We start from the raw sequence: 13,616 nt of genomic DNA, 5'->3' as shown, positions 1-13,616 counted from the left end.
CAGGCTAATTAGTCGCATGGGAACCACTTAATGACGGATACGCTGGCCTATTACAACAACAATGCCGATGCGTTTGTGGAATCAACGTTTCAAGTCAGCATGGAAGAGCTTTACCAGGCGTTCCTGCCGCAAGTTCGCGAAGGTGGACACATTCTTGATGCGGGCTGTGGCTCTGGCCGGGATGCGTTGTTTTTTGATCATAAAGGTTACCGTGTTTCCGCCTTTGATGGTTCAGACGCCATCGCCTCTTTAGCCCGCGAAAAGACCGGTTTATCGGTTCAGCATCGCTATTTCACGGATATCCACGAATCCAGTACTTACGATGGTATATGGGCTTGTGCAAGCCTCCTGCATTTGCCCCTTGCCGAGGTACCCGAAGCTATTGGCCGGTTGTGGAATGCCCTGAAACCGGATGGCGTTTTCTACATGAGTTTCAAGATTGGGACGGGGGAACGCAACCACAATGGCCGGCACTTTACTGATGCTGATGAATCGCTTGCCCAGCAGTGGATCCAGGACCTGCCAGGATTCGAATCCTCTCGGTTGTGGCGCACTGACGATCAACGTCCCGATAGGCATGAGCAGTGGTTGAACATTCTTTTGACCAAGGTGCCGGCTCCACAGAATAAGCTAACTACGGGCGGTGCAGAACATCATTTTCTGCCGAAATTGTGCCAGGCAATTAAAGCTGCTGACCGAATAGATATGGCCGTAGCGTTTGTGAAAACTACTGGCTTGAATCTGTTGTTCCCGGATTTAGTGAGCGCGCTGCAGCGAGAATCTGATCCGGCCCGTATCCGCATCCTCACAAGCGATTATCTGGATATCACCGATTCGGAGGCGCTAAGAAAGCTTGTCCTGTTGCATGACCATGGAGCTCAGGTACGTGTTTACCAGAGCCAGGGGAGTAGCTTTCATTTGAAAGCCTACCTCTTCGCTGGCCATGTTCAGAATCACCAAATGTGGGGCAGGGCGTTTATCGGCTCTAGCAATATCAGCCGACAAGCGCTTCAGGACGGGCTGGAATGGAATTATCAGGTGGATTTCCCTCCCGACCCTGGGTACCTCGAGGCTGCCAGCAGGTTCGAGGAACTGTTCAAACACCCAAATGTTGTGCCGCTCACTGATAACTGGATCGATGAGTACGAGAAACGAAGGAACCCACCAGAAAAGTCGCTGGAACCGGGAAGTGACGAGAAACAGGAAGTACCAACACCTAATGAAGTGCAACAGGAAGCACTAGAGGCACTGGATCTGACTCGCGTAGAAGGCTACCGAAGGGGTTTGGTCGTGTTAGCAACGGGTTTAGGTAAAACCTGGCTATCCGCCTTTGATGCCGTTCAAATGGGAGCCCGTCGGATTCTTTTTGTCGCCCACCGCGAAGAAATTCTTTATCAAGCGGCTGAGACCTACTTGCGGATCAAGCCGAATAGCCGCGTTGGTTTTTACATGGGTAAGCAGCGCGATCGAACAGTGGACATCCTTTGTGCTTCGGTGCAAACACTCGGCAAAGAAACGCATCTGGATCGATTCGACCCCCGGCATTTTGATTATATCGTGGTTGATGAATTCCACCATGCCGCAGCACCCATCTATCATCGGCTTCTGAGTTACTTTGCGCCGCAATTTCTGCTGGGATTGACGGCAACCCCAGACCGGACAGACCGCTCGGATATCCTTTCGTTGTGTGACGACAACTTGGTTTTCGAGTACCCGTTGTTTGAAGGCGTCAAAGGCCAATTCCTGGTGCCTTTTCATTACTACGGCATCTACGACGAGACGGTCGACTATACGGAGATCCCCTGGCGCAACGGGAAGTTTGATCCCAATCTGCTTGCCAATAAGCTGGCTACTTATGGACGCGCCAAACACGTGCTCAAGGTATGGAGTGAAGAGAAGCAAAGCCGGACATTGGCCTTTTGCGTTTCACGGGTTCATGCCGATTTTATGGCGAGCCGGTTTGCAAAAAAAGGAATCAGGGCGGCAGCCGTTCACGGTGAATCTGAGATGTCTCGTGGCGAGGCCTTGGAGAAGTTGGAAAATGGTCAGCTGGATGTAATTTTTTCTGTCGACCTGTTTAACGAGGGCGTCGATCTGCCCGCCATTGATACGGTGCTGCTATTGCGCCCGACGGAGTCCAAGATCCTGTTTCTTCAGCAAATTGGCCGGGGCCTACGGAAAAGCGTCTCCACAGGGAAAGACAAGCTTGTGATTCTGGATTTTGTGGGTAACCACCAGAGTTTCCTGCATAAACCTCAGGCCCTCATTGGCCAGGCGATGAATCACCGACAATTAGCCGAGTTTGCCAGGAAAGCTGAAAAGAATCAGTTGGACCTGCCAGACGGATGCTTTATCAATTACGATCTGGAGGTGATCGACTTCCTGAAAGGTCTTGATCATCAGGGCGCTGAAAAAGACTATCAGGTATTGAAAGATACATTGGGTCGTCGTCCAACACTTACCGAGTACTATCATTTCGGCGCCAGTATCGCTAAAACTCGCAAGCTGCACGGAAGCTGGTTTGGATTGGTTCGGGACATGGAAGATCTCACCGTGATTGAGACAGAACTCTTGTCCCGCTACGAAACGTTTTTGCTGGAAGTTGAGACGACGGCCATGAGCAAATCATTCAAAATGATATTGCTGGACGCGTTCCAACAGTTAGGCGGATGGCGTAGTCCACCAAAGCTCTCGAAACTGGCCCACGCATCCTGGGAGACATTGAAACGCCGCCCGAGGCTGTATCAAGAAATTGCTGTTTCAGTAAAGGACGTTGATGGTTCCTCGGCACAATGGCAGCAATACTGGAAGAAGAACCCTGTCGATCATTGGACCAATAAGTCTCCAGCTGTTTTTGAGATTGAAAACGATCAATTTAAGCCAGTTATTGAGCTGGAAGGTGATGAGATACCGCCTTTCGAGGAGATGGTGCAGGAGTTAATTGATTATCGCCTGGCCTCCTATGAAGCACGGCAGTCTGCCAAGCAAGAACAGTCGTCGTCTGAAAATGTAGTCCCGATTACTCCTTCTGGAACGGAGTTGCCTTACTTCCCATCCTTGAAGATCGCTTGTGGCCACTTTAGAAACAGTCACGCTGAGGAGCCGGAGTACAGATCCATCGGTTTGGGACACGGGCGAATAGAGCCAAATCGTCATTTCATTGCCAGAGCATCCGGTAACTCCATGAATGGCGGAAAGCAGCCGATTCAAGATGGTGATTATCTGTTGCTTGAGCAGATTAACCCCAATCAGGCTGGATCGATCACTGGGAAAACGCTCGCGATTGAACGGATGGATGAGGCAGGCGACACACAATACCTTCTTCGGACGGTTCGTAAATCCCCCGTCGGTGAATATCGGCTCGAAGCTGCTAACCCAGAGTATGAAGACATTATTGTCACTCCAGAGCTTCTCGAACAGTTTCGAACGTTCGCACGCTTTTGCGAGATTATAGATCCATTGGAAATGGCTGTCGGACAGGAAATCCCGAGAGAGGATATTCCGGAGTTATTTGGAGCGACTTTTAATCCTGGCAATTGGCAAAGTGGTCACGTCTTTCTGAAAGATGCCAATGCGCATATTTTGTTGGTGACGTTAAACAAGCAGGGTAAAGGCGTCCAGCACCGCTATGTTGATCATTGGATCGATGAGCGAACATTTCATTGGCAGAGCCAGAACTCAGCTACGCCTCAAAGCAAGCGCGGTCGGGAACTGATCGAACACAAAAAGCTTGGGCTCTCAGTGAACCTATTTGTCCGCGAGAATAAGCTGCGTAATGGCAAAGCTGCGCCCTTCACGTATTTTGGTCCAGTTGAATACCAGAGCCATGAAGGTAGTAATCCAATGAGTGTGATATTCAAGCTCAGGAGTTAGGCGTTCAATTTCAATCGTTACGGTACCGTCCGCGCTGAAGCATTTCATTATCGGGAGAAACAGCCCCAGGCTCAAAGATCGCCTTTGCGCAGACCACGGTTAGAACGGAGAATTGCCAAAGCATCACGATCACCATGGGAAGTTTATTCATGCAAAACGTGCGCATCGCCGTTGTTGGCGCCGGTCTGGCGGGTTTATACGCCGCATATTCTCTTGAGAAGAAGGGCATCAAAGACTATGTCATTCTAGAGGCCAGGGAGATTCTTGGTGGGCGGATTGCTTCTACGATCCACTCTGATGGTAAACCGGATGTGTCAGGCGTTGGGGGCTTCGATCTCGGGCCCTCCTGGTTCTGGCCCGCATTCCAGACCGATATGGCGCGACTGGTAGATGAACTTGAACTAGAGACCTTCCAACAATTTGAAACCGGCGACATGCTTCTGGAGCGTTCATCGAATCAGCCGCCTGAGAGAACACGTGGGTACGTCAATTCTCCGCCATCTATGCGAATCGCCGGTGGCATGTATACCCTCATTGATGCGTTATACCGGCGGATTGATTCAGCGCGTGTAGTGAGAGGCCGGGCGGTCCGCCACCTGCGCATGTCAGAACCACATGTCGAGTTAGTGAGCGAAAATGCGAGAGGAGAAACCTTTAGCCATTTTGCAGAACATGTGTTGTTGGCCATGCCGCCCCGATTAGTTGAGTCTCAACTTACGTTTTCGCCTGCCTTGCCGGACGTGCTTGCAAGACAGTGGAGAGAGACAGATACCTGGATGGCCCCTCATGCAAAATATATTGCCGTGTTCGACCAGCCTTTCTGGCGAGATCAAGGGTTATCCGGAGAGGCTCGAAGTGCAGTTGGGCCAATGGTTGAGATCCATGATGCTTCTACTCAGGGAGGGAAGGCGGCATTGTTTGGTTTCCTGGGTGTGCCTGCTGACGTGCGCAGTCGTGTTTCTGAGGAAGAGCTTATTACTGCTTGCCGCACACAGTTCGTGCGACTGTTTGGTTCGCAAGCGGAGAATCCAGAGGCAGAATTTATCAAGGACTGGGCTAAAGAGATTTACATCGCCACCGACACGGATCAAAGATCCTCTGGCGATCACCCTATGCCTGCCTTGTCGCCGAGCTCAGGTGCATGGGCTAACCGGGTAACCGGAATTGGCAGTGAGTGGTCACGTGAGTTTACGGGGTATCTGGCCGGCGCTATTGATGCGGTAAATCGCGGTTTATATTCTTTTTAGGAATGTTCGCGGAAAGGGGCAGAATGGTGAACTGCATGATCCAGCTCATGGTACTCTTCAAACAATTTCGCGAAATGATTGTTGGTGGTTTTCAGGTGATGACCAGTGACAAGCCGCGCAGGCGTAGGCATTTTCGCTCATGATTGGCTTGACTTTTTAACCCGGAAATTCCCACATTCAAAACCATCAGGATGAAGCTATGCCCCAATCGCCCCTCGGCGAACCTCTGAAACTGCCCTGCGGTGCAGTCCTGCCCAACCGAATTGCCAAGGCAGCCATGACCGAGGGCCTGGCAGACGACCAGCTACACGCCACCCACCGCCATGAAACCCTTTATCGGCGCTGGTCCGATGGCGGGGCAGGGCTGTTGATTACCGGCAATGTGATGATTGATCACCGGGTGCTGGAGCGGCCGGGTAACGTTGCGATTGATCCGGCGCCGGCAGAAGGAGAGCCTGAGGGTATGGCGCAGTTGCGTACCTGGGCTGAAGCGGGCACCTGCAACGGTAACCATTTGTGGATGCAGATATCCCATGGCGGTCGGCAGTCGCCGCGTTACGTTACCTCGCGCCCAATGGGACCTTCTGCGGTGCAGCTATCGCTGATGGGCAACTATGCCCGCCCACGGGCACTGACGGAGCCGGAGATTCTCGACTTTATCCAGCGCTTTGCCAACGTGGCCCGGATCGCGAAAGAGGCGGGTTTTACTGGCGTTCAGGTGCATGGGGCTCATGGGTATTTGCTGTCGTCTTTTCTGTCGCCGGTCACCAACCAGCGCACTGATCGCTGGGGTGGCTCGCTGGAAAATCGCGCCCGTTTCCTGCTTGAGGTGGTGCGGGCGACTCGCGCAGCTGTGGGGCCGGAGTTTCCGGTGGCGGTAAAGCTGAATTCCGACGATTTCCGCAAGGGCGGGTTCACGCTCGATGAGTCTGTGAGCGTGGTGCGCTGGCTCAATCAGGAGGGTATTGATCTGCTGGAGGTTTCCGGCGGCACCTACGAACAGCCGCGGCTGCTCGGGTACAGTGGTGATGCCGATACCGCGAGTGATGGGCCGGCCATGCGGCGAAGCACTCGCAGGCGGGAGGCTTACTTCCTGGATTACGCCCAGACGATTCGTGAGGTGTGCGATTGCCCGATGATGGTCACCGGTGGATTCCGGACGCGCATGTTTATGGAAGAGGTGGTTGCCAGTGGCGAAACCGACGTGATTGGCCTTGGCCGACCGCTCTGCACGGATCCAGATACGCCCAGGGATCTGCTTGAAGGGCGCATCGATAAAACCGTTTGCCACGAAGATCATGTCAAGCTTGCCCAGCGGGGATTTTTCTCACCCGCCAGTCCGCTGATGCCAATCAAAATAGTAAATGTGCTGGGCGGGCAGGCCTGGTACTACCAGCAGATTTTCCGGCTGGCGGATGGCGAAGAGGCTGATCCGGACCTGGGTATGCTCAAAGCCGTCGGGGCCTATGTGAAGGATGAACTGAGCCGGGCCCGTCGGGTGAAGAAGTCCCGCTCTATTTCAAGATCAGAACAGAACCCAATCCTGCATCCTCCGTCGAAATTCACCAACCTGCCGTCCGGAAACGAAAAGGCTGACTGAGGCCAGGTGTTCAAGATCCAATGGTTCCGCATCGGTAATTGTCTTGCCGCGCCATGTAGGAACGAAATCACTGAACGGCAGTTGTATGCGGCTCCAGTCTTCCGTATCCGGTGTAAACGCATGCTGGTACACAATGCTGCGCCTGTCCACGCTGTTGCGAAGGCCGATCTTGTAGGTCCTTCCATCGCCCCGGGTAAGAAGTTCGATGCCGGTGTAGTGAGAGGCATCGAACGGTTCCGGCAGGTCCGCTTTGACGGAGGCAAAGCCGCCGCCGTTATCCAGTCGGACAGTACCGTGAAAGATGCCAACGCCGTCCTCAGTGCGAGCAACAGTCCCGTCAGATCGCCCTCCCATCACTCGGTCACCGAGGGGCAGCCAGATCAACTGGCATCATTCGGTGTTAGTCGGCTTTCTGGCCTTCCTCATTACTGACCGCGAACATCAACCGGTCCCTGAGATATTCCAGAGGGTGCGGAACGCGAAGATTTTCCATCCGCTGTACTTGCGACCGGCAAGAATACCCGGTTGCCAATAACACAGTATTGGCTTCCATGGCGGTGACTTTTTTGTGCCATGAGAGCTCATAGATTTTCCGGGAAGTAGCGATATTCCGTGATTCGTGGCCATAAGTACCGGCCATTCCGCAGCAACCCACGTTCTCTACGCTCAAGGCAATCCCTAAGGCCGCAAAGACGCGCTGCCACTGCACCATGCTGTCACCGACATTGGTTTTTTCAGAACAATGGCCGAGCAGAATAACGCTTTGGCCGGGCTGGGTAGTGCTTTTGCGAGCAAACTGTTCTGTACGCTGAGCAAGAAACTCTTGTAAAAGCATCACAACTGGCACGTCAGACTCAGCGTACTTTCGATATTCCGAGCGAAAGGCAAGAGTCATGGAAGGGTCAATTCCTACCAATGGGATGCCGAACCGGGCGTGAGCTCTTAATGCCTCGCTGTGCAAATTTGCCGTTTTTCGGAACTGTTTGAGGAACCCATGTACATGTAGCGGTTTACCATTGGGATGGAACGGCAGCAGCCAGACCCGAAAGCCCAGATGCTGCAGGGACTCGAGGATTGCTGCGAAAGTATCTGTTTCAAAATAACTGGTAAACGCATCCTGAACGATGATCAGCGACCGCTTTCTTTCATTTTCATCCAGCTCCCTCAGTTCTTCTTCACAAGCCATAGGTATGCCGAGTCCAGCGGCTGCGTCGAGAGGCGTTCGCTTTGCCAGCAGGGGAACATCGACCATCCCGAGCTTCCGGATAACTGCCTGGACAGGAAGCCAGTTCATCAGACTGTTATAGATTGGCCGGCATAGAGGGTTAGCGATTAACGGAATCAGTTGTTCGAGGCGCCCAATCAGATGATCTTTGACCGGCCGAAGGTAGCGTCCATGGTATAGGTGAAGGAATCTTGCACGCGCCTCCGGAATATCTACCTGGACCGGACATTGACCGGAGCAGGACTTGCAGGAAAGACACCCGTCCATGGCTTCCCGGACTTCGTTGGAAAAATCGTACTCACCACGGTTTCGCGCCCTTGTGTAGCGTATCCGGCTAAGGAGTACTGGCAGAGCAGGGCGTGGATCTGAGCTCGCTGCCAGCGCTTCGGTGTCAACGTCCTGCTGCCCGAGCAACCTGAGCCACTCGCGGATCAGGGACGCTCTACCTTTGGGTGAGTGCCGGCGGTCACGAGTGGCCTTCCATGACGGGCACATGGCATCATCTGGATCGAAGTTGTAGCAGGCGCCGTTTCCATTGCAATTCATGGCGTCCGACTGATTGCGACGACTGGCCGTTGGTATCATACGGTCCAGTTTGCCCCTTTGTCCTGGCTCGTCCAGTCTTATCAGCGGGATGCTGGCATCGGGAGTTGCGATCTTGCCGGGATTAAGCTGGTTGTATGGATCGAAGGCACGTTTGATCGCCTGCAATTCCGGATACAGATCTCCGAAAAATCCTGGCGCGAACTCGGAGCGGAAACCTTTACCATGCTCGCCCCAGAGCAATCCGTGGTATTTGCGGACCAGAGTAACCACTTCTTCAGTGACACGTCGGACAGTGACAATGGTCTCTGGGTCCTTAAGGTCCAGGGCCGGGCGGACATGGAGTACGCCGGCATCGACATGTCCGAACATCCCGTAGCTGAGCCCTTCTCGGTCGAGGACATCGCGAAACTCACTGATAAAGTCAGCGAGATCTTCGGGAGGAACAGCGGTGTCTTCCACAAAGGCTACTGGTCGGGCTTCCCCGGATGTCTTGGCAAGGAGACCGACCGCACGCTTACGCATTTTCCAGATCTGACTGACGGCATTTTCTCCCAGGACCACCGAATACTCACAGGCACGGCTACGTTCCGGGCTATCCAGCATGTCGGTAAGCACATCTATGGCCTGACGGACCTGGTTTTCGTCGTCGCCGGTATATTCAACAAGGTTTACACCACGTACCGGAGATCCTTCTCCCACCCGGAAATAAGATGCCACGTCCTGCCAGGCAATGTCTGTCTGTGCCAGTGCGAGAACCTTGCTGTCGATGGTCTCGATCGAGGCTGGTCGTGCTGTCATCAGCGTCTGTGCATCCCTCAGGGAGGCGTCGAAACTGTCATACTGAACCACCACCATAGCCTGGTACTTCGGAATGGGTAGCAGGTTAACTTTGGCCTCGACGATGAAACCGAGGGTCCCCTCCGAACCACAAAGAACGTTGTTGGCATTGATCCGCCCGGCATCATCGCGCAGGTGGGCCAGGTCGTATCCCGTAAGGCAACGGTTCAGCTTTGGAAAGTGCCTTTCGATATCCGTCTTTCGGCGATCCCAGATGTCAGAGAGTGTCCGGTAGATTCCGCCCGCCAGCGTGGGTTCCCCTGAAGCCTTCTCCTCCTGCCCGGCGTCAAGTGCCCGCGTGTGCAAAAGGTTCCCGTCCATTAACACGGTTTCCAGTTCCACGACATGATCGCGGGTCTTGCCATACATGACCGACCCCTGTCCACTGGCGTCGGTATTGATCATCCCGCCAATGGTTGCCCGGTTGCTGGTGGAAAGCTCCGGGGCAAAAAACAGGCCGTGGGAGCTTACAGCCGCATTGAGCTGGTCCTTGACCACACCCGCTTCCACGCGAGCCCAGCCTTCGGCGGCGTTGATCTCCAGAATCCGGTTCATGTGCCGGGACAGATCCACAACAATGCCGTCAGTCAGCGATTGACCGTTAGTTCCCGTGCCGCCTCCTCGTGGGCTGAGGACGATATCCCTCCATTCGATTTTTGACGCAAGACAACCGAGCCGTTGCACATCAGCCTTGTCCATCGGGAATACGGCGGCCTGTGGCAGTACCTGATAGATGGAGTTGTCAGTTGCAAGTACTGTCCGGGTGGCAAAGTCGGGCGTCATCTCACCATGGAACCCTGAATGCTTGAGGGCCTTCAGGAAAGCGAGATAACGGGACTGGGTCTGGTTTATGTGCTCAAGTCTCGGCAGCATGCGTGCTGATAATTTCCTTTGGTGGGATGTTTTGAATGGGGTCGCTCAGTTGCGCCAAAAGATCAGTGACCGGTCGATTGGGCAGGGCGTCTACGATGCTCTCGAGGATATCCGCCCGAGAGCCAATGACAGGTTGTGCTAGTTCGTGGAATTTGCTGACAAGCCCGGTTCGGCCTATCGGATTGCCTGGCGTTCCCAGCGCCTCGAACCGACTACTGACTAATTCCTGACCGTTGGTTAGTTGGATGGTTACAGTAGCGTAGCGCCTGGCAGGGAATTGGCGGGAGAATTCAGGCGATTCGAGAAGACGTATTTTTCTCGCCAGTTGCGTGACCTTCGGGTTCTCAAGATCGCCGGTTACTGAACGCTGGTCAACTGAGCCACGGTAAAGGGCGCAGGCAACAGCCCAGGGCAAACTGTATTGGGCTTCCTCAGTGCTTCTCGGGTGGGGCGTGTGTAGCCGAACCGCCTGGTGAAAGCTGGTGACGCGAACCTCCTGGATCTCGTCAGCATCGGCAATACCGGGCCGCAGCGAAAGCGATGCCTCTATCGCAGGCTGAGCCCAGTAACACACCGGATAGCGTTTGAAATACGTGTCCAGGAAATACCAGTGGGTTCCCAGGTCGCGCCATGTGTCGGACTGTGCCATTAGCACCGCTGGTGCTCCGGTAAAGCCTGCTCTGCCTAATAGTGCAGAGGCAATTCCGGTCATAGCACCCCAGCCAGAGCCATCCTTGAGCATGGTGGGGTGTTCGATGCAGCGCATCATCTGGCTGCGGGGCCCGTAGAATTCTGCGATGCCCAGAGCCTCGGCCACCTGCTTTGCAGACAGGTTCATCAGGCGAGCTGCTACGGCTGTGACGCCAAGACAGTTCCAGGCTCCGGAGGTATGATAATCGCAGGCTGAGTTATGAAGACTGATGCCGGCCCGGATCGCGATCTCATAACCGATGGCCAGTTCTCCCAGGAACCGACGCCCCGATAACTCCTGAGTTTCGGGGAGAGAGAGCATTGCCGGCAGTATGGCGACACCGGCATGGCCCTTGGTCAGAACATGGCCGTCATGGGCATCCAGAGCGTCGATGAGCCAGCCGCCATACAAGGCAGCACCGGTACTGGACGCAGAGCCTTCGGAAAACAGGAGCGGTTGGTTGCCGGGATACTGATCCAAAACAAAGTGCCTACCTATCCCGGCCAGAGTGGTGTTCGTGGCGCCTGCTGCCACGCCAATCAGATCCAGCAGACAGGTCTGAGCCAGGTCATAGACTTCGGGTGGTAACGCTGTTGAGTCAAGGGCAAGCAACTGGGCCGGTAAAGACAGGTCGGACATGGAAGGCTCCCGGTTTTATTATGCTCCCATCATTGGTGTTCCCGCTGTTGTGGACAGCAAAAAAAACGACACCAGTTTGAAAAAAGGCGACAACTTCGGCACAGCTTTCTTAGAGCTTCTGCCTCTGTTCTCGGGGTGTTAACCCAAAACCTCTGGAATAGCAGCGGGTAAAATAGGAGGTAGAGTTGAAGCCACAGGCGGTTGCTATCTGGGTAATGCTCATAGTGGACTGCAGCAGCAAGTGCTTGGCCCGTTCCAGTCGAAGCTGCATATAGAAGGCGTTAGGTGTAGTGCTCAGGTAAGTCCGGAACAGCCTTTCCATCTGACGGGTCGACAGCCCCACCTTTTCGCCGATCTCGGTGCAGGTCAGTATCTCCTCGGTCTGATTCTGCATGAGCTGGATAACTTTGATTAGCCGCGGATGGCTGGTGTTATGCCGGAACTGGAGCTCCATTCGCTGTTGCTCGTTTGCCGGGCGAATATGGGGGTGAATGAACTGTTCGGCGCACCCCATGGCCAGATCTCCGCCATGCTCAAGAGCAATTTTCTGGCACATCATGTCGAGACTGGCAAGGCCTCCGGAGCAAGTCATGATATTGCTATCGATTTCGTATAGCTCTCCGGTGATGTTCAGTCCGGGGAACTCTTCCTCAAAACTTTCCTTGTTCTCCCAATGGATTGTACAGCGGTGATTTGACAACAAGCGGGCCCGGGCCAGCAAGAGGGAGCCCGTGGATGTGGCGCCGAGCGCTACGCCCCTGCGCGAGAGCTGGCGCAACCACTCGAAGAGCTTCTTGTCCCGGATTTCTGTGGTGCCGATTCCCGCCACTACGATCATCATGTCGATATCGTCGGTTTCGTCGAACTGGCGGTCTGGACTTACAGGCAGGCCGTTGCTGGCCGCCACTGGCTGGTTGTCCTGGGAAAAGATGTGCCATTCGTACAGTGAGTGTTCGCTCAGCCGGTTTGCCGCACGCAATGGCTCCAGCGCAGCGACGAACGAGAGCATGGAAAACTGGGGCACGGCGAGGAAGCCGATTTTCTGAGTTTTCGGGTCTGTCATAGGGCAGCCTGAGCGGAATGTCGCTTTCTTTATGCATAATGGCGTTTTATTAAATTTTTGTCGATCGGGATTTTCTGATGATGGGAGGCGTAATGGTTAACAACAACGCCCATTGGCAGGAACCCGACATGATCGAACAAAAAGTGAAATTCCAGAGCGACAAACTGACCCTCGACGGCGCATTCTTCAAAAATGAAGAACACGACGACCCCGCTCTGCCCATCGTCATCGTATGTTCCGGTTTTACCGGACAGAAAAATATCCACCCGGAACGTTACGCCCGTTTTCTTTCCCGTAAGGGTTTTACAGTTTTCGGCTTCGATTACCGTGGCTTTGGTGAGTCAGAAGGTGAGCGTGAGCGCGTTCTCATCGAAGAGCAGGTGCGAGATATCGCCAATGCGGTTGCCATAGTTGCCGAGCGTGCTAAAGAAGAGGAGCGCAAAGTGGTGCTGGCGGGCTGGGGTATGGCTGGCGGCCTGGTACTGGATGCATTTCGCATCTGCGAAGACCAGGTTGATGGCCTGATTGCCATGAACGGCTTCTTTGACGCTGTCCGTGTTCAGAAGGCTCAGCGGGGCGAGCACGGATGGAAGCAGTTCCGTGCCTTTATGACCGCTGAGCGTCTCCGTCTGGCGAAAGGTGGAGAGCCGAATGGTATCGACCCGTTCGACATTTACCCGCTGGATCCTGTTAGCCGCGAATACGTCTATACCGAACTGGTAAAGGCACCCGGCTATGGTGTGACGTCCACCTTCGATTTCGCGGATTCTTTGATCAGCTTCTGTCCGGAGGCACATCTTGATGAGAGGTTCGCGCAGATTCCGTTGCTGATTGCGCATGGTGCCGAGAATGATCTGCATCCCGTCACGGAGGCCCGCTCACTCTATGCACGTTACCCCGGCCCGAAACAGCTGTTCCTGCTGGAAGGCGGTGGCCACACAGAGTGGATGCTGGACGACAATCCCAAGTTCCAGGCCTTCGCCGGCAAAATCGCCGACTGGATCACTTCCACATTCTGATAG

Annotated in this window: 8 protein-coding genes; 4 read left to right on the top strand and 4 right to left on the bottom strand. The window is 54.2% G+C overall.

Features of this window, described 5'->3' with window-relative positions:
• Positions 1-30 precede the first annotated feature (30 nt).
• From DIT72_RS12155 to DIT72_RS12145, 3 genes are all read left to right on the top strand, one after another.
• Positions 31-3,873, top strand: a complete 3,843-nt coding sequence (locus DIT72_RS12155; RefSeq protein ID WP_135955520.1) for a DUF3427 domain-containing protein — start codon at positions 31-33, stop codon at positions 3,871-3,873.
• A gap of 149 nt (positions 3,874-4,022) precedes the next feature.
• On the top strand, positions 4,023-5,120 hold the full coding sequence (locus DIT72_RS12150) for a flavin monoamine oxidase family protein (protein WP_135955519.1): 1,098 nt from the start codon (positions 4,023-4,025) through the stop codon (positions 5,118-5,120).
• 199 nt (positions 5,121-5,319) lie between these two features.
• Positions 5,320-6,720, top strand: coding sequence for an NADH:flavin oxidoreductase/NADH oxidase family protein (locus tag DIT72_RS12145; RefSeq protein ID WP_228260809.1), 1,401 nt, complete (start codon positions 5,320-5,322; stop codon positions 6,718-6,720).
• Here the strand turns inward: DIT72_RS12145 and DIT72_RS12140 are convergent.
• The 4 genes from DIT72_RS12140 to DIT72_RS12125 form a co-directional block, all read right to left on the bottom strand.
• The gene (locus tag DIT72_RS12140) at positions 6,646-7,074 is read right to left on the bottom strand and encodes a CIA30 family protein (RefSeq protein WP_265937502.1); all 429 of its coding nucleotides are present in this window, start codon (positions 7,072-7,074) and stop codon (positions 6,646-6,648) included. The two genes, DIT72_RS12145 and DIT72_RS12140, sit on opposite strands and share 75 nt — an antisense overlap.
• Positions 7,075-7,120: 46 nt before the next feature.
• Complete coding sequence (gene ydiJ, locus DIT72_RS12135; RefSeq protein WP_135955518.1) at positions 7,121-10,201, bottom strand: D-2-hydroxyglutarate dehydrogenase YdiJ; 3,081 nt, start codon at positions 10,199-10,201, stop codon at positions 7,121-7,123.
• Positions 10,185-11,531, bottom strand: coding sequence for an MmgE/PrpD family protein (locus tag DIT72_RS12130; RefSeq protein WP_135955517.1), 1,347 nt, complete (start codon positions 11,529-11,531; stop codon positions 10,185-10,187). Before DIT72_RS12130 ends, ydiJ begins: the two co-directional genes overlap by 17 nt.
• Before the next feature lie 109 nt (positions 11,532-11,640).
• Positions 11,641-12,594 (bottom strand): GlxA family transcriptional regulator, encoded by a 954-nt coding sequence (locus DIT72_RS12125; RefSeq protein WP_135955516.1) that lies wholly within the window; start codon positions 12,592-12,594, stop codon positions 11,641-11,643.
• A gap of 92 nt (positions 12,595-12,686) precedes the next feature.
• Between DIT72_RS12125 and DIT72_RS12120 the strand changes: the two genes are divergently transcribed.
• Entirely contained in the window at positions 12,687-13,613 is a 927-nt protein-coding gene (locus DIT72_RS12120; protein WP_228260807.1) for an alpha/beta hydrolase, read from the top strand.
• Positions 13,614-13,616: the final 3 nt, after the last annotated feature.

It is taken from the genome of Marinobacter orientalis (genome assembly GCF_004792665.1).
Lineage (GTDB): Bacteria > Pseudomonadota > Gammaproteobacteria > Pseudomonadales > Oleiphilaceae > Marinobacter > Marinobacter orientalis.
The sequence above is the reverse complement of the archived record's forward strand: the minus strand, read 5'-3'. Positions and strand labels throughout refer to the sequence as shown.

Bases quoted from the DNA above. Each gene is read 5' to 3' on its own strand.
- ydiJ (WP_135955518.1), bottom strand. From the start codon at position 10,201: ATGCTGCCGAGACTTGAGCACATAAACCAGACCCAGTCCCGTTATCTC.
- DIT72_RS12145 (WP_228260809.1), top strand. From the start codon at position 5,320: ATGCCCCAATCGCCCCTCGGCGAACCTCTGAAACTGCCCTGCGGTGCA.
- DIT72_RS12120 (WP_228260807.1), top strand. From the start codon at position 12,687: ATGGTTAACAACAACGCCCATTGGCAGGAACCCGACATGATCGAACAA.
- DIT72_RS12125 (WP_135955516.1), bottom strand. From the start codon at position 12,594: ATGACAGACCCGAAAACTCAGAAAATCGGCTTCCTCGCCGTGCCCCAG.
- DIT72_RS12130 (WP_135955517.1), bottom strand. From the start codon at position 11,531: ATGTCCGACCTGTCTTTACCGGCCCAGTTGCTTGCCCTTGACTCAACA.
- DIT72_RS12150 (WP_135955519.1), top strand. From the start codon at position 4,023: ATGCAAAACGTGCGCATCGCCGTTGTTGGCGCCGGTCTGGCGGGTTTA.
- DIT72_RS12155 (WP_135955520.1), top strand. From the start codon at position 31: ATGACGGATACGCTGGCCTATTACAACAACAATGCCGATGCGTTTGTG.
- DIT72_RS12140 (WP_265937502.1), bottom strand. From the start codon at position 7,074: ATGGGAGGGCGATCTGACGGGACTGTTGCTCGCACTGAGGACGGCGTT.